Source organism: bacterium (assembly GCA_031082185.1).
Taxonomy (GTDB): domain Bacteria; phylum Sysuimicrobiota; class Sysuimicrobiia; order Sysuimicrobiales; family Humicultoraceae; genus VGFA01.
On sequence record JAVHLI010000005.1, the window covers coordinates 38,085 to 63,164 of the forward strand.

Below are 25,080 nucleotides of genomic sequence, written 5' to 3' on the forward strand. Positions count from 1 at the left end.
CGAAGCCACGCGTTCATTGATTGAGGATAGCAGACCCCCCGGTAGGGTACAATGTAACGGTCAGAGTTGGTAGAATTGACGCAGTCAAGTGGCTCGTAGCATGCGAAGAACCGGAAGGAGGCGTCTGAAGTGACAAGATTGGCAACAACCGCGATTCTGATGTTCCTGGTGGCCGGACTGATAGGCGTGGATCCGGGGCAGGCAGGCCCGGCCCCGTGGAAGCCCGCCCGGCCGATCACCATCATCGTTCCCTGGGCGGCCGGCGGCTCCACGGACATGACCGCACGGATCATGGCCAGCCAGATGGAGAAGCCCCTAGGCCAGAAGATCGTGATCATCAACAGCCCGGGCGCCGGCGGCGCGATCGGCATGAAGGAAGTCTGGGACCGGCCCCGCGACGGCTACACCTGGACCGCCAACTCGAGCACGGCGGCCATCAGCTACGCGGTACTGGGCCAGCTCGACCTAACCCACAGGGACTGGCTGTACTTCTACTCTCTCTACGCTCCAAACGTGATAGCTGTGCGGGCCGACTCGCCGATCAAGGATGTGAAGGGTCTGATTGACGCCATGAAGGCACGGCCCGGCGCCGTGACGGTCTCCTCGGCGGGCGCCGGCAGCTCCGGACACCTGGCGGCCGAGACCTTCAGGCTCGCCGCGGGCACGACCTACCGGCACATCGCCTACGCGGGCGGGGCGCCCGCGGTGGTTGCCGCCGTGGCGGGCGAGGTGGAAGTGGTGATGCAGCTCTCCATGGAAGCCGCGGAGATGCTGCGGGCCAAACGGCTGCGCGCGCTGGCGGTCATGTCGAGCACCCCGTTGGAGCTGAACGAGTACGGTACCATCCCTGCCATTACCACCTTCATTCCCAACTTCCCGGAAACCGGCTCGTACTTCGGGGTCATGGTCCCAAAGGATCTCCCGGCGGCAGTGGTCGCGGCGGTTGACGAGGCCTTCCTGTACGCCGCGGACACGTTCACGCTGCGCAGTTTTGCCAAGCACATGGGCACCGCGCATGCGTCTCTGTCCGGGAAGCGGGCTTCTGACATTACCGAAGCCAAAGCAAGAAGGGTGGCCTGGACGCTGTTCGACGCGGGCCTGGCCAAGCGGTCGCCGGCGGATCTGGGCATCCCGAAGCCGTGAACGTGCCGGCATCCCGATCGGCCCCGGCCGACGTGGCCGCGGGCCTGGCGCTCGGCGTCCTCTCCCTGGCCTTTCTGGTCGGGGCCCTGCGGATGCCGATGCACACCATGCACTGGACCTGGCTCAACGCGCCTGGACTGGTGCCCACGGTCCTGGCAGCCGTGCTGCTGGCCCAGGCGCTTGCCCTCACGCTCCGCGGGCTGCGCCACCTCCGGGCGCGGTCGGGTGATGTAGAACTGGTTGACCGCGCGCTCCGGTGGGGAGCCGGCCGGGTCGTATTGACGCTCGTACTTGCCCTTGCCTTCGCCTTCCTTATGGGCCGCATGCCGTTCGCGATCCTGACCGCCCTTTTCGTCTTCACCATGACCATGGCGTTTCGGGGGACGAGCGCGTGGAAGGCCGTCGCATCGGCGCTCATCACTGCGGCCACCGTAACCTGGGTGTTCACGAGGGTGTTCCTGGTTCCGCTGCCCTGAAGCCATGACACCCTGGACCCTCCTTGTAGAGTTCACCCGATTGATCACGAACCCGGTGATGGTAGGCTTGGTTCTGCTGGGCGGGCAGGTCGGGATCGTCTTCGGCATGCTCCCGGGTCTGACCGCGACGATGGCGCTCTCACTGCTCACCGGCCTGACATTCGGCCTCCCGGTTGAGTACGCCATCGCGGTGCTCATCGCAACCTACGTGGGCGCGATTACCGGCGGTAGCCGGTCGGCGGTGCTGATCAACATCCCGGGCACCCCGGCGCAGGCGGCGGTGTGCCTGGACGGATATCCGCTGGCGATGCAGGGCCGGGCCGCAGAGGCGATCGGTCTGTCCGTCACCGCTTCCACTCTAGGCACGCTGTTTGGGGTGTCAATGCTGGCGGTCTTCGCGCCCCTGCTGGGACAGGTTGCCCTCAAGTTTGGTAGCTGGGAGTTCTTCTGGCTGGCCATCTTCGGCATAGTGATAGCCGGAAGCCTCACGGCGCCCACAGACCCCATCAAGGGATGGATGGCCGGGTTCCTGGGCCTGCTGCTGGCAACCGTGGGCCTGGACGGCATCCACGCCTTCCCGCGATTCACCTTCGGCCGGGTCGAGCTGCAGGCCGGGTTCGCGCTCATTCCGGTGCTGGTGGGCGCCTACGGGATGGGCGAGATCCTCAGCGTGATGCGCCGCGATGAGCGGCTGGTGGTCGAGACGAACCTGGACCGCGTGCTCCCCCGGGTGCGCGAGGTGTTGAGGCACTGGCGGCACATACTCCGCTCGGGGTTCATCGGGACCACAATCGGCGTCATCCCCGGCGTGGGCGAGGATATTGCGTCGTGGGTTTCCTACGACACGGCGAAGCGCACCAGCCGCACGCCGGAGCAGTTCGGGGGGGGCTCTATCGAGGGACTGATCGCCGCCGAGACCGGTGACAACGCCTGCATCGGCGGCGCAATGATCCCGGTGCTCACGCTGGGCGTGCCGGGCAGCGCTCCGGCAGCGGTGCTGCTGGCGGCACTGACGATTCACGGCCTCCAACCAGGACCGCTGCTGGTGCTCAAGCACCCCCACGTGATCGCCGAGATCGTCGCTATCTTCGTGGCGGCCACGCTGGCCGTGTTCGTTCTCAGTCTGATCTTCGTGCGGCCGATGGTTCGGGTTCTGCTGATCCCGCGCCAGGCGCTCATGCCCATCGTGTATGTGCTCGCGGTGGTGGGCAGCTACGCCATAGCCGCGCGCCAGTTCGACGTGTACGTGATGCTGGGGTTCGGGGTGCTGGGATTCCTGCTGCAGGCGGCCGGCTTCCCGGTTGCGCCGTTGGTGCTGGGGTTCATCCTAGGCCCGATGGCCGACGACAACCTCCGGCGCGCGCTAACGCTCACAGCGGGCGACCCCACGCCCTTCTTCACCCGACCGATCTCGGCGATACTTGTGGCCCTTTCAGCGGCGACGGTGCTCAGTCGCACACCCCTGCCGGGGTGGGTGGCAGGCAGGTTCCGCGCCCTCAGGCGGCGTTTTGGAGGTGCAGGGTAGAAATGGTCAGAATCGGGCTGGCAGGAGCAGGCTTCGTCGCGGATATCCATGCGCACGCGCTCAAGACTCTGGAGGGCCGCGCGGCCCTTTGGGCCGTCTGCGCGGCTCGGCGGGAGCGGGCGGAAGCGTTTGCCCGACGACACGGCGTCCCGCTGGTCGTCCCCGGCTATGAGGCGCTCCTGGCGCGGGACGACATTGACGCGGTGGATCTGTGCGTGCCCAACCACCTCCACGCGGAGATGGCCGTTGCCGCGGCCCACGCGGGCAAGCACATCATCGTCGAGAAACCCCTAACCGGGTATTTCGGCGAGGACTCAACCGAGGAGCGCGTCGGTGAAGCCGTGCCAAAAATCCACATGTGGACCAAGGCCCGCCAGACCGCCCGTCAGATCCTGGACGCCGCCGCCTCGGCCGGCGTGCGGCTCTGCTACGCGGAGAACTTCGTCTACGCGCCGCCGGTCGAGAAGATCCGGAGGTTCATCCGCCAGAGCGGCGGAGCGATCCTTGACCTGCGCGCCGAGGAGAGCCACTCGGGGTCTCATGCGGCCTACTCGCGCCGCTGGCGCACCTCCGGCGGCGGCTCGCTGTTGCGGATGGGATCGCATCCGGTGGGCGCCGTCCTGCACCTAAAGGCCTTCGAGGGGCGGTTGCGGGCAGGGACGCCCATCCGGCCGGTGTGGGTCACCGCCGAGACCGCGCGGCTGACGGCCACGGAGGCCTTCCGCAGCCGAGCGGAGCGGTTCATTGTTGACGCCTGGGAGGATGTCGAGGACTGGTCGGTAGCCGTGATCGGTTTCGATGACGGCACCCGCGCGACCGTCTTCTCCACGGACGTCTCGTTGGGCGGGGTGAAGAACACAGTGCAGGCCTACCTCTCCAACGCGGTGCTGTACGCCAACATCAATCCCAACAGCTCGGTGATGACCTACGCGCCGGACGGCCGCATCCTGAGCGGCGAGTACATCGCCGAGAAGGTCGAGACCACCGCGGGCTGGCAGTTCGCGTCCCCGGACGAGGACTGGATGCGGGGGTACCCTCAGGAGATGGCCGACTTCGCCCGCGCGATCTCCACTGGAGACGAGCCGCTTTCAGGGGCGGAGCTGGCCTACGATGTGGTGGACGTGATCTACGCCGGGTATCTCTCGGCTGAACAGGGAAGGCGGGTCACGCTCGCCGAGATTCCACAATGACGATCGTTTCGCGAACCGAGTCCATGACGGCGCTGGAGAGCGGGGTTGAGGTACTGGTCATCGGCGGTGGGATTACCGGCGCGGGTGTGGCGCTGGACGCGGCGTCCCGCGGCTACCACGTCGGGCTGGTCGAGCAGGCCGACTACGCCGGGGGGACCAGCAGCCGCTCCACGAAGCTCGTGCACGGCGGGATCCGCTACCTTCCCCAGGGACACCTGGCGCTGGTGCGCGAGGGGCTGCGCGAGCGCGGGCGTCTGCTGCGTCTGGCGCCCCACCTGGTCCGTCCCCTCTCGTTCGTCGTGCCGCTCTACGCCGGGCTCCGGCGCCCGCTGGGCGTGCGGGTCCCGTCACTACTGCGGCCGTTCGCTCCGCTGGGAATCCGGATGGGCCTGGCGGCCTACGACCTTTTCGCCAGGGACCCGGCGCTCCACCACCGGACGATGTCGCGCGCGCAGGTGGAGCGCGACGTGCCTGACCTGAACCCAGACGGCCTGCGCGGCGCCCTGGTCTACTACGACGCGCGCGCCGACGACGTCAGGCTGACACACGCCGTCCTGGCAACGGCCAGGGCTCACGGCGCCGTGGCCTGCAACTACGCCGCGGTCACGGCGTTGCGCCGCGAGGGGGGTCGCATCATGGGCGCGGCGGTCGAGGATCGGCTCACCGGCCGATCGTTCGAGGTGAGCGCCCGTTTTGTGGTCAACGCCGCAGGAATCTGGGGGGAACAGGTCGCAGGGCTGGACCCCAAACCCGAGTTTCGGATCCGCCACAGCAAGGGATCGCATCTGGTGCTGCGCCCAGGGGCGGTGGCGCACAAGGAAGCCATTGTGATCCCGGAGACCGACGACGGCCGGCTGGCTTTCATCGTGCCGTGGGCGGGTCGCCACGTACTGGGCACGACCGATGACGCCTACAATGGTGACCTGTCGTCGCCTCTCGTGACAGAAGCCGACGTCGACTACCTGCTGGACCACGCCAACCGATACCTCAGGCGTCCTCTGGGGAACGGCGACGTGACCGGCGCGTTTGCAGGCATCCGGCCGCTGGTTGCCTCTGCATCCGGACCCACGTCGGTGATGGGACGCGACCACCACGTGGCGGTCTCCCCTGGAGGGCTGATAAGCATAGTCGGCGGTAAGCTGACCGGCTACCGGGCCATGGCCGAGGACACGGTGGACGCGATCACCGCGCGCGACGGCAGCCGCCGGCAGTGCCGCACCGCGAACCTGCCGCTGGCCGGCGCCGCCGGACTGGAAGAAGCCCGCACGGCACTGTCCACATCAGGCCTGGCCGCGGACCAGCAGATCCACCTGCTCGAGTCCTACGGGGCAGGGAGCCTCGATCTGCTGGCGCTAATTCAGTCCGAACCTGCCCTGGCCGATCGGCTCGTTCCGGGCATCGCGGTCACCGCGGCCGAGGTCGTCTACTCCTGCAGGGCCGAGCAGACCGCGACACTGGCCGATTGCATGTTCCTGCGCACGCGGCTGGCGGTGCTGGACGCCGGGGCGGCCTACGCCGCAGTCGAAACCGTGGTGTCGCTCATGGCGGCCGAGCTGGGCTGGGATGCAGCCGAGGTCAGCCGCCAGCGGGATGCCTACGAGGAGCAGCGCGACCGAGAGTCCGGCTGGAAGACCCGCTAGGACGCGGCAGCCGGCGGCAGAGGGTGCCCGTGCGCTGCCAGGAACTCACGTAGCCGGCCCGGATGGTTGGACATCACGCCATCCGGCGCCATCCCCATCACGTGCGCTAGGTACAGCGGGTCGTCCACGGTCCAGGTCTCCACGCGCAGGCCCGCGGCGTGCGCCGCGCCAACCAGCTCAGGGGTCAGGTAGGCCCAGTGTGGGTGCAGAGCATCCGCTCCTGCGTCGCGGGCCAGGCCGACCGGGTTCACCGGTCGGCCCACGTACAGCACAGCGGTGTCCAAGGTGGTGCCCAGGCGGGTCGCCTCGGCTTTCAGCTCCACCAGCACCGGGTGGTCAAACGACGACGCGGTCACCGAGGGGTGTCCGGCTGCGCGAACCTCCGCGGCCACGCGCGCAGCTATCCCCGGGTAGTAGATGGGACCGTTCTTCACTTCGACGATGACGCGAACGGGCCGGAGCAAATCAAGGGCCTCGGCCAGCGTTGGAACGCGCTCACCTGCAAACCGCTCGCCAAACCACCGCCCTGCGTCCAGCCGGCGCACAGCCGCCAGGGTCTGATCCCTAACCAGCCCGAGGCCGTCAGTGGTACGGTCCAGCATGGGATCGTGGATCACAACCGGCTCGCCGTCAGAGGTAAGGTGTACATCCAACTCCACCCCGTCCACGCCGATCTCGAGGGCCCTCCGGAACGCGGCCAGCGTGTTCTCGGGGGCCTCACCTGAGGCGCCGCGGTGGGCAACTATCAGGGGAATCCTGCCGCTCACTTCAACACCTCAGTCCTGCAACAGCTGGTCCAGCCGCTCCAGTATGAAGTCCGGCTGCGGGTCGGCGCCCAGCGCTTCATCGGGAGTGGTGACGCCCGTCAGCACCACCGCTGTGACCATTCCCGAGGCACGGCCCATCGCGATATCGGTCTCCAGCCGGTCCCCGGCGATCAGGCTATCGGCGGGCGGCACGCCCAGCCGCTCGGCCAGCACGCGGCCCATGATGCGTGAGGGTTTGCCCACCACCTCCTCCGCCGGATGGCCGGTAGCGGCCTCCACCGCCGCAATTATCGCACCGCAGTCCGGCAGCCCGCCCTCCGGCGTAGGGCAATACGCGTCCCGGTTCGTGGCCACGAACCGGGCTCCGGAGCGGATCGCGTCAAAGGCCACCTGGAGCTTGCGGTAGTCAAACGTGCGGTCGAAGCAGGCCACCACGATCTCCACCTCGCGGGGACTATCGGTGAGCACAAATCCCGCCGATTCCAGTTCCGACCGCACCGAGGGTTCCCCAATGACGAAGAGCCGGGCGCCTGGAGCGGTGGCCAGCAGGTGCCTGACCAGTACATAGGACGAGTTGATCACATCACCGGGTTCAGCCGGAATGCCCAGCGACGTTAGCTTAGCCGCGTACTCCTCCCGGTTGCGCAGCGGGTTGTTGGACAGGAAAACAATCGGCCTGCCATCCGCCCGCAACGAGGCCACGGTGCGCTCTGCTCCCGGCAGCAGGATCTCGCCCAAGTAGACCGTGCCGTCCAGGTCGAAGGCATACCCGGCGTACAGACGGTCCGGCCGCCGCACCACCGGGCCTATGCTTCCCGCCGGGCCCATGCCTCCCGCCGGGCTCACGCTACCCCCCGCCCGAGCCGAACAAGCCGCCCATGCGCGCGCCCGTTAGCCGGTAGACCCCGTACAGCGTGGCTGCGCAGAGCAGGATCAGGACGAACCCCAGGGCAGCGGCCTGCCCGATCGTGCCCGAGGTGTAGAAGGTGAAGATGCCCACCGTCATCGTTTCCCATCCGGGCAGGACCAGCAGGATGGTCGCCGCCGCCTCCTGGAGCGCGAACATCAGCGAGAACAGGGCGCCTGCCAGCACCCCGCGCCAGATCAGCGGAAGCGTGATGTCGAAGAACGTCCGCAGCCCGGAGGCGCCCACGCTCGCGGCCGACTCCTCCATGGAACGGTGAAGGCCCAGCATGGACGCATACACCGCCCGCACCGTGTACGGCATCCGGCGGACTGCCAGTACGAGCGGCATGATGATCCACATGCGGCTCAGCACAAGACCGATCACCGGAAGCGGGAAGTGAAACGCTCGGATGTAGGCGATCCCCAGCGCGGTCCCGGGTAGGGCCAGGATCAGGATGACAGCGGAGTCAATCATCCCCCGCCCAGGTAGCGTGGTACGTGCCAGTACCCATCCGATGGGAACGCCGAACGCCAGGATGATCAGCACCGCGATTGCGCTCCAGCGCAGGGTGTTGATCAGGTAGATGGGCGTCAGGTGCAGTACCTGATCCATGTGCGCCAGCGTGAACCGGGTTGGAAACGGCGTGAGCGACCAGGCCTTCCCGAACGCCGCCAGGGTCACGCCCAGGTACGGCAGGAACGCCACCGTTAGGATTACGACGAAGAACGCCGGCGCCAGCACCCTCGCCACGCCCCTGAGGGGACGCCTCTCCACTGCGCGGTAGGAGACGACGGCATACTCGCGCAACCCCACGATGCGCCGGGCGATCACCAGAAAGACGATAGCCATGGCGGCCATGAGGGCGCCGATTACAATGCCCATCTTGAACAGCCGGTTATCAATGTACTGCACTATGTTCAGGTAGGCCTGGGACGAAATCAGATCCTGCATCCCGACGACAAGCGGCGTGGCGAAATCCGCAAACGCCAGGATGAATACCAGCGTGGCGCCCGAGATGAAGCCCGGGGTGACGAGTGGAATAGTGATGTCGCGTATCTTTCTCAGGCCGCGGGAGCCCATCGCCTCGGCGGCCTCCTCAAGCGAGGCGTCAAGTTTGCTGAGACCGTCCACGACGTTGAGCGTGATGAGCGGGAAGTAGTGCATGATCATCGCCAGCAGCACGCCGTGCCAGCCGTAGATGAAGTTGATCGGCTTGGCAAGGCCGAAGTAGTCCATCAGGATGACGTTGATGGTGCCTGCGCGGCCCAGGACGAACACCAGTCCCATGATGCCCACCAGCGGGGGCATGATTATGGGCAGGATGGTCAGGTACGAGAATGTTTCGCGGCCGGGGAAGTCGTACCGCACGAGCAGGAAAGCAGCCAGGAACCCGATCACAATGCAGCCGACAACCGTACCGGCCGAGACGATAAGCGAGTTCACGAGCGACCGCCGGTAGAAACCGTCGGTGGCGAAGTCCCGAAGGAAGGCGAGGGTGAACTTCCCTTCCTCTGTCGTCACCGCGTCCACAAAAAGACGCCACAGCGGAAAGGCGATAAACAAGAAGAGAAACGCATATATCGGCAGGGCCATTACAACTGCAGGCACGCGCCGCCGCGCCACGGGATGCGCTGCCGTTGCCCGAACGATCCCCGGCGTCATGCCTGGCGCTCCGAGGGGAAGACCAGCGCGGACGCCGCGGTGAACCCCACGGTTATCTCCCGGCCGGGGCCCAGGAGCTGGTGGCGCCTAGGATCGTGGACGTCCACCAGAAGCACCACGCCATCGCCGGCATCCACCTCGTAGCGAACCACGTTGCCCATATACTGCGAGACGGCGACGCGACCTCGCACCACGACGCCCAGATCGCCTCGACCTTCGGCAAGCGTCAGGTTCTCCGGCCGGATCGCCACGACGGCCGCGCTGCCCGGCTTGACAGTACCAACCGCCCTTCCCCGCAGGATGCCCGCAGTGGTCTTCAGGGCCACCATCTCGCCGGAGACCTCCGTCACCGTACCGGACACCAGATTGTTGGTGCCGATGAAATCGGCGACGAACAGCCCGGCCGGCTGCTCGTAGAGCTCAACCGGCGTCCCTATCTGCAGTACGCGGCCCGCGTCCATGACCGCAATACGATCCGAGAGAACCATCGCTTCTTCCTGATCGTGGGTAACGTAGATCGTGGTGATGTGCAGATCCTGCTGTAGACGGCGGATCTCGCTGCGCAGCCGGGCCCGCACCTTCGCGTCCAGGTTGCTGAGCGGCTCGTCGAGCAGCAGCACCCGCGGGTTCAACACGAGCGCCCGTGCCACCGCCACCCGCTGCTGCTGGCCGCCGCTGAGCTGACCCGGGGTACGGGACTCCAGCCCCTGTAGACCAACCTGCTCAAGGGTACCCATCACGCGGGTCTTGATCTCTTCCCGCGGCGTGCGCTGGATCTTCAGGCCGTAGGCGACGTTCTCGAAGACCGTCATGTGCGGCCAGAGCGCGTAGTTCTGGAAGACGATCCCGATGCCGCGCTCTGCGGGCGGGATGCCGTTCATCGGCGTGTCGTCGAAGAAGACCGACCCCTCGTCGGGATCGTAGAACCCGGCCACGATCCGCAGCGTGGTGGTCTTCCCGCACCCGGAAGGCCCCAGCAGCGTGAAGAACTCGCCTTCGGCGATGGTAAGCGAAACCCCGGCCATCGCCTCGACCGCCTTGAACCGCTTGACAAGGTCAACCAGCCGTACCTGCATCCGAAGTCACTCCTCTGGGCGGAGGCCGGGGGCGGGCGCCGGGAGGCACACGCCCCCGATCCAAGCGGATGTTATGGGCAGTGCAGTCTCTGAAGATCCTTGTGCCGCTCGAGGATCAACTTGCGGAACACGTCGTTGACCTCGCTGTAACGCTTCTCGGCCACGTCGTCGTCGTAGACGTTCCGGACCGGTCTGTCGAAGAACGACCGCACGCCGGCGAACTCCGCCATGCGCTCCACCGGTGAACCGGCCGGCCCCTCCAACCGGTACTTGGGCGCGATGCCGAACTGCCCGCGCGACATCATCACCCGCTGCCCCTCGTCGCTGAGCGCGAACTGGATGAAGGCCCTGGCAGCCCTCAAGCTCCGAGACCCGGCCAGGACTGCCAGGGGCTCGGGGGTAACAAACCCGGCGGTTGGGGTCACGTACTTGAGATCGTGGCCGCCCAGAACATCCTCGAAGGCCATGTAGGCGGGCACGGCAAATCCGACGGCAAACTCACCCTTGGCTACGACCGTGGGCACGTCGCGGCTGCGGGCTACGAAGATTCCGGTGTTGGCGCCCAGCTTCTGCGACCACTCCCAACCCTTCTGGTAGCCGAGCATCTGCAACATGACCTCATACGAGGCATGGTTGGAGCTGGACCTGTCAGGAGTGCACTGTGCAATCTGCCCCTTCAGGCGGCAATCGAGTAGGTCATCCCAGTCGCGGATCGTCTCCACCCCAAGACGCCGCAGGAGGCGTGGGTGCCAGACCAGCCCGTACGGCGTCAGACAGCAACCCACCCAGAAGCCCTTGGGATCCTTGAGCCGGATGGGCTTGGGCGTCCCGATCGTGGCCGGGATTTCTCGAAGGATCGCCTCGGGAACCTCGTGGGGCACTAGGAGCCTGCGTTCGGCCAGGTCGTCGAACAGCGCGGGCTCGCCGCCCCAAAAGACGTCTGCCTCGGGCCGACCGCCCCACTCGCGGATCCGGCCGTAGGCCACGGGAGTGCCTGCGGAGACAATCGTCACGCGCACGGCGGTGCCGAACTGCCGGCGCGCGAACTCTGTGAAGGCCGCCGCCGTGGGGTCTGCGACGGTCCGTGCCACGGGCGTGATCAACACAAGCCGGTCCTCGATGGTCACCTGTGCCCTGGTCGGTACCGCGTTCAGAGCCGTCAGTGCCAGGCTGACGGCGACAACAACGATCCAGATGGTACGGTGCATATCTGCTCTACCTCCCTTCAACCTCTAGCCCGTCCATTCACCCCCACTCATCCTTGCTTCTGCTCGTCTTGACTGAACTCCTTGACCGATCCCAGCAACCCTGCCACCCGCGAGAGGACCGCCGCCTCATCGAGCCCGGCGATCACTTCACGCCCACCCAGTATGAACGCCGGGTAGCGGCGCGGGCGGTGGCGGATGATGCGCGCGATCCACGTCAGCGAGAACGGCTCAACCAGATACACGGCGACCCGCCCCCCGAACACCTCGTGCAACCGGTCCAGAAGATGGAAGAGGCGGTAGACCTCGCCCCTGTCCGCGCCGGAGTCCGGGGCAGAGGGGCGTGGGGGGCCGCTTCCTGTCAGGCCGCGCGCCAGGACCTCGACCGTCAGCGACCGAATCCCGTCAGGAAGGTCCTCCATGTACGAAGACTCCGAGCAACAAGGCCATAACTCCTGCCGCCCCAGCAGGAATTACGGCGGATTTCTGGTATCTATCCAGCGAATGCGCGTACACGCCATCATCAACCCGATAGCCGGCCGTAACCGTGGGACCCGAGCGTGGTCCCGCGCCAAGCCCGTCCTTGTAGCGGCCGGCTGGGAAATCACCGAGAGCTTCTCCCTGTGGCCGGGCCATGCCGTGGAGCTGGCCGCGGCCTCGGACGCCGAGGTGATCCTGGCCGTCGGCGGAGACGGCACCGCGCACGAAGTGGCCAACGGGCTGCTCCGGCGCAGCTGGCGGCCGGTCATGGGCGTACTGCCGGTGGGAACGGGCAACGACTTCGCGCGGGCCCTCGGGCTGCCGCGGGACCCCGCCGCCGCCGCAGGCATGCTTCTGACGGCACGCCCCAAGCTCCTCGACGTCGGGGTCGTTAACGACCGCTACTTCCTGACGGTCGCGGGCGCCGGCTTCGACGGCGAGGTTGCAAAACAGGTGAACGCGTGGCCCAAGGTGTTCGGCGGCACGGTCATGTACGTGCTGGGCATCCTCAAGATGCTGGTCATCTACCGGCCGGTTGAGGTCGAGATTGTCACCGACGGGATACCGGACCGCGAGCGGCTCTTCCTGATAGCGGTCGGCAACACCGCCTGGAACGCCGGGGGGATGTGGATGGTCCCCAGCGCCCGAGCGGATGACGGTATCCTGCACGTGGTGATTGCGGGGCCGCTCAGCCGGATTGAGACGCTGGGGGTGCTGCCCAGGGTCTACTCCGGGCGCCACCTCCTGCACCCCAAAGTCCGCCAGGCCCAGGGCCGCGAGATCATCGTCACGAGCACAACTCCGCTGACGGTCCAAGCGGACGGCGAGACCATCGGAACGCTACCGGCCACCTTCCGGGTCCATCCGGGCGCGCTTGAGGTCCTGATCCCAGCTATCTGACGGCCCTCTCCCTCCCCGGCACGGCTGCATCCGTACGCCTCTTCGAGAATATTCAAGTTCTGTCATGCTACCCAGGACTAAAACAAGACTGTTTATGGCATATAGAGTACTGAATAGTGCACACTGTCTCGGAGGCGCCATGTTGGAACGCAGGCCGACCATTATGACCGTCCAGGAGGTTGCCCGCTATCTGCGGGTGCACGCGATCACCGTCTACCGGATGATCCGGCTGGGCCAACTGCCCGCGATCCGTGTCGGCCGCGGCTGGCGCTTCAAGAAGGACGAGATAGATTCCTGGCTGCACAAACACGAATCCAACTCCCAAGATCAGCCCGCCAAGCCCGCCAAGCCACGCGGGCGTTCCACCCCGAGGCGCCGTGCCCTCCGCTAGCCGTGGCCAGCCCGTGCAGACCAACGGCTTGCTGCAGAGCCGCGTGCAGGCATATGTCCAGGCCCATACCCGCGAACTCCCGGCCGCCGCAGCGATCGCGGCGCACCTGGGCGCCGATCTCGATGATGTGCAGGCTGCCCTGGATGCACTTGTGGAGGATGGCGCGCTGGTGCGCCGGGTCGGGGCAGAAACGACATACGCACCGACTTCGACGCAGAAGCCTCTCGGCCAGATGCTGGTCGAGGCCGGTCTCCTGACCGAAGCCCAGTTGGAGGAGGCGCTGGCCGAGCAGGTCAAGACCGGACTGCGCCTGGGCCAGGTGCTGATCGGGCGGGGCCTGGTCACGAAGCACGCCGTGGGCGAGGCGCTGGGCACGCAGCGGAGCAATCCATACGTAAACCTGGTTACGGCGCCGATTGACGATCAGGTACTGCGCAGCGTCCCGCTGTCGGTGATCACAGAGCTGAGGGCGGCACCCTTCGCGCGCGCCGGCCAGGAAGTCCATGTGGCCATGCCCGATCCCTCCGACGTCGTGGCCATTGACCGGCTCTCCGGCCTGCTGCGCGCCCGCGTGCGGCCCTACTTCACCACGGAGCGGGATTTCGAGTGGCTGCTGTCCACGCGGTTCAACGTCACGCAGACCGTGGGCGAGGACCTGGAGGCCGAGGGGGCCACCGGTGCCGAGCCCGATTTCGCCACGGTGGTCGCCGGCGACTCCCCGCTCGACCCACCGATGGTGCGACTGGTGGACTCGGTAATCCAGGGCGCCGTGCGCGAGGGAGCGACCGACATCCACATAGAGCCGCAGGCCAACGACACCACCGTGCGCTACCGCATAGACGGCATGCTTTACGACAAGGCGCGGCTGTCCCGTAGTGTGGGCGGCGCGGCGACCTCGCGCATCAAGGCCCTGGCAGGACTCGACATTGCCGAGCGGGTGCGGCCGCAGGACGGCCGCCTGTTGTACGAGTTCGGCGGCCGCGAACACGATCTGCGCATCGCCTCGATCGGCTCCAACTTCGGGGAGCGTGTGAGCGTCCGGGTGCTGGACAAGCACCGCGTGCTGCTGGGGCTGGAGCGGCTGGGCCTTCTCCCCGACCAGCAGAAGGTACTTGAAGGGCTGCTGGCCAGGCCGTACGGGATGGTCCTTGTCACGGGACCCACAGGCTCGGGCAAGACGACCACACTGTACTCCTGTCTAAACCGGATCAACGAGCGAACGCGCAACATCATGACAGTCGAGGATCCGGTGGAGTATCACCTGGAGGGCATCACCCAGATCGCAGTGCGAACGAAGATGGCGGTCTCATTCGCGGCTGGGCTGCGGGCAATCATGCGCCACGATCCCGACGTGGTAATGGTAGGCGAGATACGCGACAGCGAGACCGCCCAGATCGCGGTCCAGGCCGCCCTGACCGGCCACCTGGTGCTGAGCACGCTCCACACCAACGACGCCGCCGGTGCGATCGTACGGCTCATCGAGATGGGCGTGGAGCCCTACCTCATCACCTCCACCCTGTTGGCCTCGATCGGCCAGCGACTGGTACGCGCGCTCTGCCCGGCCTGCCGTCACCCCCAGGAGGCCACCCCCGACCAGGCGGTGGAGATGGGGCTTCCGGCCGACCCGCCGGCCACAGTCTGGAGCCCACGCGGTTGCCCGGAGTGCGGCCACATGGGATACAGAGGGCGCGCCGGCGTGCTTGAGATAATGAAGGTGACGGACGGGATTCGAGACCTGATCCTGCAGCGGCGTCCTGCCACCACTATCCGCGAGGCGGCGCGGCGCGAGGGAATGCGCGTCATGAACGAGGCCGGTGTGGCCAGGGCGCTCGACGGCACGACCAGCGTGGAAGAACTGCGCCGCGTAGTCTTCGCGGCGATTGACTGAGATGGAGCGGGCCATGCCGGCCTACACGTACACGGGCAGGGACGGCACCGGGGTTCCGGTCAGGGGCGTGGTCGCGGCCGAGAGCGAGGCGGCGGCCACCGCGCGGCTGCGCGAGCAGGGGCTGTTCATCACCTCGTTGCGGCCACGGACCCGCTGGGCAGTCGCGGCCTGGCGGCGGAAAGGACCTGGCCTGGAAGAGGTGGCGGCCTTCACCTACCACCTGGCCGGGCTCGCGGCGTCCGGCATCCCGCTGCTGCGCGGCCTCGAGGTGGCCCGCGAGCAGGAGGAAGACGGTACGCTGCGCGAGGTGATCGGCGACCTGCGCGACCGCATCGAGGCCGGGCAGAGCCTGTCGGCCGCTATGGGCCACCATCCCAAGGTGTTCTCGCCGGTGTACGTCGGGGTCGTGCGGTCCGGCGAGGTCGGCGGCGTGCTGGACCAGGCCCTGCTGCGCCTGACCGACTACCTCGACCGCGAGGTGGCGCTGCGACAGAAGGTCGGTTCACTAGTGGTCTACCCGGCGTTCGTCCTCATCCTGGCCGCGGTGGTCATCAGCGTGTTCGGCGTCTTCGTAATCCCGGCGTTCGAGAAGGTCTACCGGTCGGCCGGAGCCCCCCTCCCGCTGGCCACAACGGTCCTGATCGGGTTCAGCCGACTGCTGCGGGGATACTGGTTGGTGGGTCTGGTCGCGGCGGCGGCAACTGGATGGGCGTTGGTCCAAACCGGCACCCTGGCAAAGCTCGGGGCAGCCATGGCGCGCCTGCTCTGCCGGATCCCGCGCATCGGTGCGGTGGTGCGGCTTCTTCAAGTAAACCGCCTCCTGCGGACGTTCGGCGCCATGTACGCCAGCGGTGTTCCCATAATACAGGCGCTGGATATCACGGCCGGGTCGGTTTCCGAACCGCAGGTGCAGGCCGCGGCCGGCTACCTCAAGGAGAGGATCTCCTCTGGTAAGCGCCTGAGCGAGGCGATGCGGGGGGTCGCCCTCTTTCCGCCAATTGTGTACCGGATGACCGCGATGGGCGAGGAGGCCGGCCGCCTGGACGAGATGCTACAACGGGTCTCCGACCTGCTCGACCGCGACATAGACCTCTCGATCAAGCGGCTGGTCACGCTGGCCGAACCACTGCTGACGTTGGCGTTAGGAGGTGTCATAGCGTTGATCCTGCTGGCCCTGTACCTGCCGGTCTTCGGCCTGCCCAGGGCCATCCTAAGGTAAGGCACATGACAATGGGAGGTAAGCGGGAATGAGGAAGCAGCTGTCAAGTGAAGGCGGTTTCACCTTCGTCGAAGTCCTGGCGGTGATCCTGATCCTGGGGGTCCTGATCGCCGTCGCGCTGCCCAACTACTTCGGCGCCGAGGCCGACGCAAAGCGCTCGGTGGACATGGCCAACGTCCGGGCGATTAACTCCGCTCTGGCCTTCTACAAATACCGGAACAGCGGGGCCTGCCCGGCGGACGAGGGCGAGTTCTTGAAGTTGTTCCTAGCCGACGTCACGTACTTCCCGGACGGGCAGCCAAGAGACCCTCGGACGAACACACCGGACCCGTACGCTAAGACGTATAGGCCGGCTCCCATTTGTCGGGTGCTCATGGACTACGACGGCGTCAACCACGACACCGGGGACGGGCACTAGTTCAGCAGGCGTACCACTCAGGGCAAGTCACACGACAACAGGAGGTGAAAGGAAATGAAACAGCGTGTGTCAGGTGAAGGGGGCTTCACCTTTGTCGAGGTACTGGCGGTGATCCTGATCCTAGGGGTCCTGATCGCCATCGCCCTGCCCAACTACTTCGGCGCCGAGGCCGACGCGCGGCGCTCGGTGGACATGGCCAACGTCCGGGCGATCAACTCCGCCCTGGCCCTCTACCAGTACCGGAACAGCGGGGCGTGCCCGACCGCGGGCGCGGACTTCCTGGCGTTCCTGGCCAATACCGCGTACTTCCCTGATGGGACGCCGATCGATCCCCGGACAGGGACGAACACGCCCTACTCGGCCACGTACAGCGCGACTCTCTGCCGGGTGCAGATGACCAACGGCACAGTGAACCACGATACCGGGGCCGGGCACTAGCTCGACGGGCAGTACCATGCACGGCGGAGGATGAGATGCCCAGCCAGCAACGCGGGTTCAGCCTTGTGGAGGGTCTCGTGGTCGCGGCACTGCTGGCGATCCTGGTGGTCGTCGCGGTGCCGCGGCTGATGGTCCCCGAGACCCTCCACGCGCGCTCATCCGCCCGGCAATTGGCGGCCGACCTGCGGCTGGCGCAGCGGCTGGCGATCGCCCGGCGCGCGAACGTCCTGCTGGAGTTCAGCCCGTCTGCGCCGCCCTACACCCGCTACACAGTGAGGGCGCAGAGCGGCGGCGACGAGCCCGACTTCCCCAAGGATCTGCCTCAGGAGGTTACCGTGTCCGGGCCGCTGCAGTTCGCCTTCTCTTCGAACGGCAGCGCCGCCCCTGGCGGGGCGGTTACGCTCACGGCCAGCGGGGCCACTGCCACGGTGGAGATCACCGCGGCCACCGGGTACGTGAAGGTAACCGGGCCGTGATGCGCGGGCAGCACGGGTTCACGCTCGTCGAGCTTCTGGTGGCGGCCTTGATCCTTGGTATCGCCATCATCCCACTGCTGCAGGTCATTCCCGGAACGCTCGCGCCCGCGCAGGTCACAGAGACAGACATGCGCCTGGGAGCGGCGGCCACGCGGAAGACCGAGGAGATCATCGGCCGACTGCGCGCGGACGTCAACAGCGTGACTTCGGGCGCCGAGGCCTGCGCAGACCTTCCCAACTGCCGGTTGCAGTGGACGATCGCGGTCGAGCTCTCGAGCGCCGCCCCAGGTGTGGGATCACTCAGAACCATCGCCACCACCGCATGCCGGGACGCGAACGCCAACAGCGCCTGCGACGCGGACGAGGCGCAGGTGCGATACGACACCAAGGTCACCTCGCGCCCATAGGAGCCCGCGATGCGGCGTAGCGAACACGGCGCCACCCTGACCGAACTCCTGGCAGTCGCGGCCATGTTCACGCTTGTGCTCGCCGCGCTGGTACCATTGCTGGCGATCGGCCGGGATACCTGGAACCGCGTTGACCGGCATGCCGAGGTCACGCAGAACGCCCGCCGGGCGCTGGACAAGCTCGTGCGCGAGGTGCGTACGGCGCAGAGCTTCCAGGTCGTGGGCGACTCGCTGGTCCGATTCACCGCGGCTGCCGGCGACGGCAGCGGCGCGGCGCCCTCAGTGGAGTTCCAGCTTAACGCAGGGACGAATGAGCTGGAGTACCGTCAAAGCGGGGGGTTCTTCTTCCGCCGGCGCATAACTGTCACCGCCGGGACCGCGGTTCCGGCGGGCTACTCCGTCCCGATCGTCCTCGACCACGCGGCGCTGGTCACCGCGGGCAAGAGCCTGCCCAGCGGGAACGACGTGCGGATCGTCTACTGGACGGGTTCCCGGTGGCAGGAGCTCGACCGCTTCAACTTCAACTTCACGACCACACCCACCGCCTGGAACACGACGGCCGTGCGCCTGTGGTTCCGGCTTCAGGCGCCGATCGCGGCAGGAGCGTCGGACACCAACTACTACCTCCACCACGGAGACCTCTCGGCGGGCTCACCCCCGGCAAATGCGGACTACGTCTTCCTGGACTACGAGGACGGCTCCAGCCTGACCGGGTGGACGCGAAGGGACGGGTGTGCCGGTACGCACTCCGCCTCCGCAGACGGGTTCGTCTTCACGGCGAGCAGCGGAAGCTGTCACTACCAGTTCAGCAAGAGCCTCTCTCACAGCGATGTGGAGATCTTCTGGGGGTTCTGGAGTTCGGCGGTAGGTGCCGCGGACGGTCACCAGACCGGAATGAGCGCCCGGCGCAGCGACACGGGCGTGGGGTACATCGTCACCCTGGCCGACGAGGTCAACGCCACGCTGAGAGTTAGGTATTGGACCGTGTGGAGTACTACCGGCGGTGCCATCGGCTCGGTTGCCGCGAGCGTGACCCCGGGAACCGATTACTACGGCAGGTTCTATCTGGTCGGCTCAGCGCTCAAGGTGAAGTACTGGGCCGTTGGTGCGGCTGAGCCTGGTTGGAGGCTCGAGGTAACCAACTCCACGGTCGCCTCCGGACCGCACTACGGGCAGGTTGATGGTTACTCCACGCCACAGAACCACAAGCACCGGTACGTCATCGTCAGGCGTCGCGTCGCCGATCCCGAGCCCACCACGGCGCTGGCCGCCGAGGAGGCTGCGCCGGCCCCGGGCGCCTGGCAGCCCCTGGCCGGCCCGTTCCGCGCCATGAGTGTCCAGTGCTTCAACGCCGCCGGCAGCGTGGTCGCGTGCCCGGCGGGCCCCGGCGCGGCCGCCGCCGCCGTCAGGTCGGTGCAGATCTCGCTGACAGCCATGGATCCCACAGGAGAGGTCGCGGACATTGTGGTCACCTCGCGTGCATACCGACAGGCCCCGTAGCAGGCACCTCGCGGCCTCGTTGCGGACTTCGGCGGCCCCATTTCGGCCAGCGCGATCGGGCGAGGCGGGCGTCGCCCTCGTCATGGCAGTCGTGGTGACGATGATCCTGGCGTTGATCGTGGCAGGCATCGCGCAGTTGATGATCGCCGAGATGGAGATGGGCCGACTCACGCGGTGGGACGCCGAGGCGCAATACCTGGCCCAGGCAGGCTTGGAGCACCAGATATACCTGCTCAAAGCAGACAAGACGGCCGCGGCGGTTCCGTACACCAACTACCCTGTCACGCTGGATCAGCGCACCTGGTACATCACCACGCGGCGGTGCCTGCTCTCCACCCCGGCCGACTGCACCAGCATCGTCGCCGCCGATATCGCCGCCCGCCGCTGGTGCATCCTGTCCACGGGTGAGATCCGCCGCTACACCGGCGCAACCTTCGTAGTCCTGCAGACCCGCACGATCCGCGCCGAGGTGGACATCACCTACGGGGGGGCCTCGCCGCTCTACGGAACCCCGCTCAGGGTCACGACCCTGCGCTGGGAGGAAGACCTGCGCGCCTCACCCACCTGCCCCTGACGACGGCCTCTGGTCGGAAACAAAGATCTTGACGGCCGTAGCGTACGCGCTAGACTGGTCTCAGACTGGTTGTTTTGGGGATCTCCATGCGAACGATCGGATCCTATGAGGCGAAGACGCATCTTCCCAGACTTCTGGAGGAAGTCCAGCAGGGAGAGGCCATCATCATCAGCAAGCACGGCGTCCCTGTGGCGATGCTGGTACCGGTCCCGGAATCTCGCCGACGGAATCCCGGCCGGGTGATTGGCGCCCTGCGCACGTTCCGGAAGGGGATCACCTTGAGGCCTCTCTTGCTGCGTGACCTGATTGAGGAAGGCCGCCGCTGAGGATGGAGTTCGTCCTGGACACGTCCGTCACGATGTCCTGGTGCTTCGAGGATGAGGCGACACCGTACACCGAGGCCACACTCGACCGGTTGCAGGGCGCCACAGCCGTTGTCCCTTCGATCTGGCCGCTGGAGGTCGCCAATGTTCTGCTCTCTGCCGAGCGGCGGGGACGGCTGACGGAGGCCCAGAGCACACGCTTCATCGAACTCCTGGGTGCCCTCCCGATCGTCATGGAGCAGCCCTCCGTAGACCGCGTCCTCGGCGCGGTCCTCCTACTGGGCAGGCAACACGCCCTCTCCGCCTACGACGCCGCCTATCTGGAACTGGCCGCCCGGCATGGGCTGCCGCTGGCCACGCGGGATGAGAGGATTGTCACCGCGGCGGCCGCCATCGGTGTGAAGATGGTCCAGCTTGCCTGATACTTCAGACCCTCGGCCTCTGGTCGGACGGCAGGAGCGCCGCGATCCCGTCCATGAAGCGCCTACCCCATGCCTCCAGGTCTGCCCGCGTGATGCGGCCGTCGTGCCGCGGGACCGCGATGGGCGGACCGAACCGGACGATGACCGAGTGCCGGCGGGGCAGTCGCGTGCCCTTGGGCATAGCGTGCTGTGTACCGATCACGGCCATCGGCAATACCGGGACGCCGGCGCGCAGCGCCAGGAGCGCGGCGCCGGGCTCGGCCTGCATCAACCGTCCGTCGGCGCTGCGCGTGCCCTCCGGGAACATCAGAACGAGTTCGCCGTGGGAAAGGGCGTCCAGCGCGGTGCGGATCGAGCGCCGGTCCGCCTGACCCCTCCGAACAGGGAAGGTGCCCACGGTACGCAGCAGCCAGCCGAGAACGGGTATCTGCAGCAGCTCGTGCTTGGCCATGAAGCGGGCGCGGCGCCTGAGCGCCACCCCGGCGATCGGCGGGTCCGCGGCGCTGACATGGTTGCAGACGGCCAGGACCGGACCCTCCGCCGGTTCGTTCTCGCGGCCCTCCACCCGCAGCCGGAAATGCAGGAAGAAGTAGAAGCTGAAGAGGAGCTTCCAGAAGCTATACCACATCCGTGCGCTCCCTGACGAGTTGTACGATCGCGGCAACCACCTGTTCTGAGGTCAAGAGGGTAGTGTCGAGGATCACGGCGTCATCTGCCGGCCGCAGCGGTGAGTGTGACCGCGTCTCATCGCGCGCGTCCCGCTCGGCCTCCTGGCGCCGGACCTCGTCCAAGCCCACCTCCACCCCTCTTGCCCTCAGTTCGTCGTGCCGCCGCAGGGTCCTCGCCTCAAGGCTGGCCCCGAGGAACACCTTGACCTCGGCATTGGGGAAGACGACCGTACCGATGTCACGCCCCTCCATCACGATTCCACCCGCGGACCCGAGCGCCTGCTGCCGCGCGACCAGCGCGACGCGCACTCCGGGCACGGCGCTGACGATGGAGGCCGCGGTGCTGACCTCCGGGGCGCGGATCGCCTCGGTCACGTCTTCGCCGTCCAAGACGACTCTCTCCCCACCTGGCGCTGGGTGGAACTCGATGGCCAGCGAGGCGGCCAGGGCGGTGAGGGCGGCGGCATCGCCCAGGTCAACGCAACGCTTCATGGATGCCAACGCCACCGAGCGATACATAGCGCCGGTGTCTATGTGCCGGAACCCCAGGATGTCGGCCACGGCCCTTGCCACGGTGGACTTGCCTGACGCGGTAGTACCGTCTATCGCCACCACCGGGCGCCTCCGGCTCATGGGTGGGCTCCCCTGCGGGCCAGCAACCGGCTGAGCGCCTCGATCGCCGACGGCACGTCAGGGACCACGTGCGCACCCGATGCGGCCAGACGCAACGCGGCCGCCGCAGCGGCGCCGCCGGTAAAGTCCCGCGCCTCCTGCCCCTCCACCATGATAACCGGAACCCCGGCAGCCAGCGCCGCTTCCGCTACCTCCAGGTTGCGCAGGTTCCCCGGACCGATGGGGGTGGGCGCGATTATCACCGCGCGAGAGGCGAGGGCAGCCGCGGTGGCCTCGGCGGCAGCCGCGCTGCCGATCGGCGAAAACGGCGCCTCCTCGATCACCTGGGCTCCCACGGCACGCGCCGTTTCGTCGTCGGCATCCATTACGTGCACCACTCCCACGCTCAGTCGGCAGCCCGCCTCAGCACAGCGGTTCAGGATTTCAATACCACTTCCACCGCCGCATATCACGTGAACCCGAGGACCGGTGCCCCTAACCGCCGGCCCCGGAGCCACCGTCAGGTATGGACGCCCGGTTCTGGCATCTACCCGAACGGCCACGCCGGCGCCGAACGCCTCACGGATGAGGTCTGGAGCGACCACGTCAGCCGGCCGACCGCTGGCAAGGAGGCGGCCATGGCTCAGCAGCGCCACACGATCGCAGAAGCTGGCCGCCAGGTTCAGGTCGTGGATCGCCGCCACCGCGGTGAGGCCGCGCCCAGCCAGGGTCCTCAGCAGCTCCATGATCTCAAGCTGCCGCCCCAGGTCAAGGTGGGCCGTGGGTTCGTCCAGAAGCAGGAGACGCGGCTGCTGGGCCAGGGCCCTGGCGATCAGCACTCGCTGTCGCTCTCCGCCGCTCAGGGCCTCTATGGCGCGGTCGGCCAGTTCCATAGCACCGGTCTGCTCCAGGGCCTCGTCAACGGCCCGCAGATCGGCCGCGCCGGGTCGCGCCAGCCTTCCCAGATGTGGCGCTCTCGCCCACGCCACGGCCTCGCGTACGGTGACACCTACCGGCACGACCGGGTGCTGCGGCAGGACCGAGATCTGCCGGGCCAGCACCTCTATGGGCGTCTCGTGCGGGGCGAAGCCCTCCACGAGCACGCTGCCCGCATCCGGGCCCACCGCGCCTGCTATCGCGCGCAGGAGTGTGGTCTTGCCCGCGCCGTTGGGTCCAACGATACCAAAGAACGCCCCGGATGGTATCTCCAGGGAGACACCACCCAGCGCCGTGATACCCGCCAGCCGGCAGACCAGTCCAGCGATCTCGACCCGACACCCACCTGCGGCGGAAAGCCTACCGTCCATTGCCCAGCAGCCTGGCGATCAGCTCCAGGCCTTCCACCACGCGGGGGCCGGGCCGAGCTACCAGCGAGGTCGGCAGATCGTACACGCGGCCCGCCCGCACCGCGTCCAGGACGGCCCAGCCGGGTCTCCCGCGCAGACGGTCTCCTCCGCGGTAGAGCAGCAGGATCACCTGTGGGTTCCGGCTGAGGACATCCTCGAGCGGCACCGGAACGTACCCGCGGCGATTGCCGAAGATGTTGGCGCCCCCGGCGCGGGTGACCAGATCATCCACCAGCGTCGAGCCGCCCGCAGCCAGCACGGGCTCATGCCACACCTCGATGTAGGCGGTGCGCCGGATGACCGGGCGAACGGCTGCTGCCCGGCGCCGGAGGTGCAGCGCCAGTCCCTCGGCCTCCCGGATGCGGCCCGTCACCCGGCCCAGCAGCCTGACCAGATCAACCGTCCCGTCAACCGAGGCGGCGTCCACCGCCAGCACGGGCAGGCGGAGCGCCCGCAGGCGAACAAGCTGGTCGTGTTGCAGACTCGGCATTCCGACAACCAGATCCGGCTTGAGGGCCACAACGCGCTCCAGGCTGACCACCGCGCCGCCCACGCGCGTCCTGCCACGAACCCGCTCCGGCGGGTAGTCGTCGGAGTCGCTGATCCCGATGACCTCCCGGTCCAAGCCCAGGGCGAAGAGGACCTCTGTCACGCTCGGAGCCATTGAGACGATCCGGACCGGCCTGGCCCGGATCGTGACGCGGACCCCGGAGGCATCCGTGAGCGTCATCGGATAGGCGCCGGCGCCTGCGGCGGCCTGGACGCCGCCAGAAACAGAGCCCAGCAAGGCCAGCGCGAGGCAGGTGGATGCCGCCGCGAAACTCACCGCCGGGCCCCCCTCGGCTTCCTGGCCACAATCCTGCCAAGTGCGCGGGAGCGCCCGCCCTCACGGAAGAGGCCCTCCTGAAGATAGAGCACCTCCCAGTTCCGGAACCGGCGCTGCAACTCGCCCTTTCTGAGCCGGTGTGCGGGCCCGCGTGGGCCAGGATCCGGCTCGGGCCACTCCAGGTGGGTCTCCAGGATCATAACCCCACCGGGCCGCACCGCCTCCTGCATCGCCGTGAGCAGCTTCCTCTTCAGGAAGAACGTGTTCACGACCACATGGTACCGCGCCTTCGGAAACCGGTAGGTATCGAGATCCGCCTCGACCCACCGCACGCGCAGGCGCCTCCGTGCAGCCCGGCGGGCCGCTACTGCCAGCGCGGTCGGTGAGATGTCAACGGCGCATACGTCGTAGCCGGCCGATGCCAGCAGCAGGGCGTTGCGCCCCAAGCCGGTGGCCACGTCCAGCGCGCGGCCCCGCGGCAATAGCGGCAGCCACCTCCTCAGCAGGCCCGACGGCGGCCCGTCGTGCACGCGCTCGCCCGCGATGTACCTGGCTTCCCACTTTCCGCGATCAACCTTCATCCCGCATCCCCTCAGCGCCC

General features: G+C 67.4%; 28 protein-coding genes. 17 read left to right on the forward strand and 11 right to left on the reverse strand.

The genetic code is table 11. From position 1 onward, the window contains the following. Positions 1 to 129 precede the first annotated feature (129 nt). Genes RDU83_06285 through RDU83_06305 form a run of 5 tightly spaced genes read left to right on the forward strand, consistent with a single transcriptional unit; the run spans position 130 to position 5,974 of the window. Positions 130 to 1,143, forward strand: coding sequence for a tripartite tricarboxylate transporter substrate binding protein (locus RDU83_06285; GenBank protein MDQ7840620.1), 1,014 nt, complete (start codon positions 130 to 132; stop codon positions 1,141 to 1,143). 2 nt (positions 1,144 to 1,145) lie between these two features. Beyond that, complete coding sequence (locus RDU83_06290; protein ID MDQ7840621.1) at positions 1,146 to 1,619, forward strand: tripartite tricarboxylate transporter TctB family protein; 474 nt, start codon at positions 1,146 to 1,148, stop codon at positions 1,617 to 1,619. Between the two features lie 4 nt (positions 1,620 to 1,623). After that, positions 1,624 to 3,144 carry a tripartite tricarboxylate transporter permease gene (locus RDU83_06295; protein MDQ7840622.1) on the forward strand — a complete coding sequence of 507 codons (1,521 nt, stop codon included), beginning with the start codon at positions 1,624 to 1,626 and terminating at the stop codon, positions 3,142 to 3,144. A gap of 2 nt (positions 3,145 to 3,146) precedes the next feature. Further along, complete coding sequence (locus tag RDU83_06300) at positions 3,147 to 4,334, forward strand: Gfo/Idh/MocA family oxidoreductase (protein ID MDQ7840623.1); 1,188 nt, start codon at positions 3,147 to 3,149, stop codon at positions 4,332 to 4,334. Then, positions 4,331 to 5,974, forward strand: coding sequence for a glycerol-3-phosphate dehydrogenase/oxidase (locus RDU83_06305; protein MDQ7840624.1), 1,644 nt, complete (start codon positions 4,331 to 4,333; stop codon positions 5,972 to 5,974). The genes RDU83_06300 and RDU83_06305 overlap by 4 nt, the downstream gene beginning before the upstream one ends. Here RDU83_06305 and RDU83_06310 read toward each other — a convergent pair. The 6 genes from RDU83_06310 to RDU83_06335 all read right to left on the reverse strand — a co-directional run bounded on the left by RDU83_06310 (position 5,971) and on the right by RDU83_06335 (position 12,013). Further along, the gene (locus RDU83_06310; protein MDQ7840625.1) at positions 5,971 to 6,741 is read right to left on the reverse strand and encodes a glycerophosphodiester phosphodiesterase family protein; all 771 of its coding nucleotides are present in this window, start codon (positions 6,739 to 6,741) and stop codon (positions 5,971 to 5,973) included. The two genes, RDU83_06305 and RDU83_06310, sit on opposite strands and share 4 nt — an antisense overlap. A 9-nt stretch (positions 6,742 to 6,750) precedes the next feature. Continuing rightward, on the reverse strand, positions 6,751 to 7,587 hold the full coding sequence (locus RDU83_06315; GenBank protein MDQ7840626.1) for an HAD-IIA family hydrolase: 837 nt from the start codon (positions 7,585 to 7,587) through the stop codon (positions 6,751 to 6,753). A 1-nt stretch (position 7,588) separates the two neighbouring features. Next, positions 7,589 to 9,310 (reverse strand): iron ABC transporter permease, encoded by a 1,722-nt coding sequence (locus RDU83_06320; protein MDQ7840627.1) that lies wholly within the window; start codon positions 9,308 to 9,310, stop codon positions 7,589 to 7,591. Continuing rightward, a complete protein-coding gene (locus RDU83_06325) occupies positions 9,307 to 10,386 on the reverse strand; it encodes an ABC transporter ATP-binding protein (GenBank protein MDQ7840628.1) in 1,080 nt (359 codons plus the stop codon). Before RDU83_06325 ends, RDU83_06320 begins: the two co-directional genes overlap by 4 nt. A 71-nt stretch (positions 10,387 to 10,457) precedes the next feature. After that, positions 10,458 to 11,594 (reverse strand): extracellular solute-binding protein, encoded by a 1,137-nt coding sequence (locus tag RDU83_06330; protein ID MDQ7840629.1) that lies wholly within the window; start codon positions 11,592 to 11,594, stop codon positions 10,458 to 10,460. A gap of 47 nt (positions 11,595 to 11,641) precedes the next feature. Further along, positions 11,642 to 12,013 carry a hypothetical protein gene (locus RDU83_06335; GenBank protein MDQ7840630.1) on the reverse strand — a complete coding sequence of 124 codons (372 nt, stop codon included), beginning with the start codon at positions 12,011 to 12,013 and terminating at the stop codon, positions 11,642 to 11,644. 82 nt (positions 12,014 to 12,095) lie between these two features. Here RDU83_06335 and RDU83_06340 point away from each other — a divergent pair, with 82 nt between their 5' ends. The 12 genes from RDU83_06340 to RDU83_06395 all read left to right on the forward strand — a co-directional run bounded on the left by RDU83_06340 (position 12,096) and on the right by RDU83_06395 (position 21,027). Then, positions 12,096 to 12,971 (forward strand): diacylglycerol kinase family lipid kinase, encoded by an 876-nt coding sequence (locus RDU83_06340; GenBank protein ID MDQ7840631.1) that lies wholly within the window; start codon positions 12,096 to 12,098, stop codon positions 12,969 to 12,971. Between the two features lie 139 nt (positions 12,972 to 13,110). Continuing rightward, positions 13,111 to 13,362: a helix-turn-helix domain-containing protein gene (locus RDU83_06345; protein ID MDQ7840632.1), complete on the forward strand. Its 252-nt coding sequence runs from the start codon at positions 13,111 to 13,113 to the stop codon at positions 13,360 to 13,362. A 13-nt stretch (positions 13,363 to 13,375) separates the two neighbouring features. Beyond that, positions 13,376 to 15,250 (forward strand): ATPase, T2SS/T4P/T4SS family, encoded by a 1,875-nt coding sequence (locus tag RDU83_06350; protein ID MDQ7840633.1) that lies wholly within the window; start codon positions 13,376 to 13,378, stop codon positions 15,248 to 15,250. A 13-nt stretch (positions 15,251 to 15,263) separates the two neighbouring features. Beyond that, positions 15,264 to 16,469, forward strand: a complete 1,206-nt coding sequence (locus tag RDU83_06355; GenBank protein ID MDQ7840634.1) for a type II secretion system F family protein — start codon at positions 15,264 to 15,266, stop codon at positions 16,467 to 16,469. Positions 16,470 to 16,497: 28 nt separating this feature from the next. Next, on the forward strand, positions 16,498 to 16,887 hold the full coding sequence (locus RDU83_06360) for a prepilin-type N-terminal cleavage/methylation domain-containing protein (GenBank protein MDQ7840635.1): 390 nt from the start codon (positions 16,498 to 16,500) through the stop codon (positions 16,885 to 16,887). Positions 16,888 to 16,941: 54 nt separating this feature from the next. Then, entirely contained in the window at positions 16,942 to 17,325 is a 384-nt protein-coding gene (locus RDU83_06365) for a prepilin-type N-terminal cleavage/methylation domain-containing protein (protein MDQ7840636.1), read from the forward strand. Positions 17,326 to 17,360: 35 nt separating this feature from the next. Continuing rightward, a complete protein-coding gene (locus RDU83_06370) occupies positions 17,361 to 17,801 on the forward strand; it encodes a GspH/FimT family pseudopilin (protein MDQ7840637.1) in 441 nt (146 codons plus the stop codon). Continuing rightward, on the forward strand, positions 17,801 to 18,208 hold the full coding sequence (locus tag RDU83_06375) for a prepilin-type N-terminal cleavage/methylation domain-containing protein (protein MDQ7840638.1): 408 nt from the start codon (positions 17,801 to 17,803) through the stop codon (positions 18,206 to 18,208). The genes RDU83_06370 and RDU83_06375 overlap by 1 nt, the downstream gene beginning before the upstream one ends. Positions 18,209 to 18,217: 9 nt before the next feature. Further along, positions 18,218 to 19,708: a hypothetical protein gene (locus tag RDU83_06380; protein ID MDQ7840639.1), complete on the forward strand. Its 1,491-nt coding sequence runs from the start codon at positions 18,218 to 18,220 to the stop codon at positions 19,706 to 19,708. Between the two features lie 82 nt (positions 19,709 to 19,790). Further along, a complete protein-coding gene (locus tag RDU83_06385) occupies positions 19,791 to 20,282 on the forward strand; it encodes a hypothetical protein (protein ID MDQ7840640.1) in 492 nt (163 codons plus the stop codon). An 86-nt stretch (positions 20,283 to 20,368) separates the two neighbouring features. Then, complete coding sequence (locus tag RDU83_06390) at positions 20,369 to 20,608, forward strand: type II toxin-antitoxin system prevent-host-death family antitoxin (GenBank protein ID MDQ7840641.1); 240 nt, start codon at positions 20,369 to 20,371, stop codon at positions 20,606 to 20,608. Positions 20,609 to 20,610: 2 nt separating this feature from the next. Continuing rightward, a complete protein-coding gene (locus RDU83_06395; GenBank protein ID MDQ7840642.1) occupies positions 20,611 to 21,027 on the forward strand; it encodes a type II toxin-antitoxin system VapC family toxin in 417 nt (138 codons plus the stop codon). Between the two features lie 4 nt (positions 21,028 to 21,031). On the opposite strand, the gene RDU83_06400 is transcribed toward RDU83_06395, so the two are convergent. Genes RDU83_06400 through RDU83_06420 form a run of 5 tightly spaced genes read right to left on the reverse strand, consistent with a single transcriptional unit; the run spans position 21,032 to position 25,060 of the window. Next, complete coding sequence (locus RDU83_06400) at positions 21,032 to 21,655, reverse strand: lysophospholipid acyltransferase family protein (protein MDQ7840643.1); 624 nt, start codon at positions 21,653 to 21,655, stop codon at positions 21,032 to 21,034. Then, entirely contained in the window at positions 21,645 to 22,328 is a 684-nt protein-coding gene (gene cmk, locus RDU83_06405) for a (d)CMP kinase (GenBank protein MDQ7840644.1), read from the reverse strand. The genes RDU83_06400 and cmk overlap by 11 nt, the downstream gene beginning before the upstream one ends. Next, positions 22,325 to 23,614: an ABC transporter ATP-binding protein gene (locus RDU83_06410; protein ID MDQ7840645.1), complete on the reverse strand. Its 1,290-nt coding sequence runs from the start codon at positions 23,612 to 23,614 to the stop codon at positions 22,325 to 22,327. Before RDU83_06410 ends, cmk begins: the two co-directional genes overlap by 4 nt. Continuing rightward, entirely contained in the window at positions 23,604 to 24,479 is an 876-nt protein-coding gene (locus RDU83_06415) for a helical backbone metal receptor (protein ID MDQ7840646.1), read from the reverse strand. The genes RDU83_06410 and RDU83_06415 overlap by 11 nt, the downstream gene beginning before the upstream one ends. After that, on the reverse strand, positions 24,476 to 25,060 hold the full coding sequence (locus RDU83_06420) for a methyltransferase domain-containing protein (protein ID MDQ7840647.1): 585 nt from the start codon (positions 25,058 to 25,060) through the stop codon (positions 24,476 to 24,478). The genes RDU83_06415 and RDU83_06420 overlap by 4 nt, the downstream gene beginning before the upstream one ends. Between the last annotated feature and the right edge of the window lie 20 nt (positions 25,061 to 25,080).

Bases quoted from the DNA above. Each gene is read 5' to 3' on its own strand.
- RDU83_06325 (MDQ7840628.1), bottom strand. From the start codon at position 10,386: ATGCAGGTACGGCTGGTTGACCTTGTCAAGCGGTTCAAGGCGGTCGAG.
- RDU83_06370 (MDQ7840637.1), top strand. From the start codon at position 17,361: ATGCCCAGCCAGCAACGCGGGTTCAGCCTTGTGGAGGGTCTCGTGGTC.
- RDU83_06355 (MDQ7840634.1), top strand. From the start codon at position 15,264: ATGCCGGCCTACACGTACACGGGCAGGGACGGCACCGGGGTTCCGGTC.
- RDU83_06375 (MDQ7840638.1), top strand. From the start codon at position 17,801: ATGCGCGGGCAGCACGGGTTCACGCTCGTCGAGCTTCTGGTGGCGGCC.
- RDU83_06340 (MDQ7840631.1), top strand. From the start codon at position 12,096: ATGCGCGTACACGCCATCATCAACCCGATAGCCGGCCGTAACCGTGGG.
- RDU83_06335 (MDQ7840630.1), bottom strand. From the start codon at position 12,013: ATGGAGGACCTTCCTGACGGGATTCGGTCGCTGACGGTCGAGGTCCTG.
- RDU83_06410 (MDQ7840645.1), bottom strand. From the start codon at position 23,614: ATGGACGGTAGGCTTTCCGCCGCAGGTGGGTGTCGGGTCGAGATCGCT.
- RDU83_06345 (MDQ7840632.1), top strand. From the start codon at position 13,111: ATGTTGGAACGCAGGCCGACCATTATGACCGTCCAGGAGGTTGCCCGC.
- RDU83_06330 (MDQ7840629.1), bottom strand. From the start codon at position 11,594: ATGCACCGTACCATCTGGATCGTTGTTGTCGCCGTCAGCCTGGCACTG.
- RDU83_06300 (MDQ7840623.1), top strand. From the start codon at position 3,147: ATGGTCAGAATCGGGCTGGCAGGAGCAGGCTTCGTCGCGGATATCCAT.
- cmk (MDQ7840644.1), bottom strand. From the start codon at position 22,328: ATGAGCCGGAGGCGCCCGGTGGTGGCGATAGACGGTACTACCGCGTCA.
- RDU83_06380 (MDQ7840639.1), top strand. From the start codon at position 18,218: ATGCGGCGTAGCGAACACGGCGCCACCCTGACCGAACTCCTGGCAGTC.
- RDU83_06295 (MDQ7840622.1), top strand. From the start codon at position 1,624: ATGACACCCTGGACCCTCCTTGTAGAGTTCACCCGATTGATCACGAAC.
- RDU83_06400 (MDQ7840643.1), bottom strand. From the start codon at position 21,655: ATGTGGTATAGCTTCTGGAAGCTCCTCTTCAGCTTCTACTTCTTCCTG.
- RDU83_06305 (MDQ7840624.1), top strand. From the start codon at position 4,331: ATGACGATCGTTTCGCGAACCGAGTCCATGACGGCGCTGGAGAGCGGG.
- RDU83_06365 (MDQ7840636.1), top strand. From the start codon at position 16,942: ATGAAACAGCGTGTGTCAGGTGAAGGGGGCTTCACCTTTGTCGAGGTA.
- RDU83_06320 (MDQ7840627.1), bottom strand. From the start codon at position 9,310: ATGACGCCGGGGATCGTTCGGGCAACGGCAGCGCATCCCGTGGCGCGG.
- RDU83_06390 (MDQ7840641.1), top strand. From the start codon at position 20,369: ATGCGAACGATCGGATCCTATGAGGCGAAGACGCATCTTCCCAGACTT.
- RDU83_06420 (MDQ7840647.1), bottom strand. From the start codon at position 25,060: ATGAAGGTTGATCGCGGAAAGTGGGAAGCCAGGTACATCGCGGGCGAG.
- RDU83_06360 (MDQ7840635.1), top strand. From the start codon at position 16,498: ATGAGGAAGCAGCTGTCAAGTGAAGGCGGTTTCACCTTCGTCGAAGTC.
- RDU83_06385 (MDQ7840640.1), top strand. From the start codon at position 19,791: ATGGCAGTCGTGGTGACGATGATCCTGGCGTTGATCGTGGCAGGCATC.
- RDU83_06395 (MDQ7840642.1), top strand. From the start codon at position 20,611: ATGGAGTTCGTCCTGGACACGTCCGTCACGATGTCCTGGTGCTTCGAG.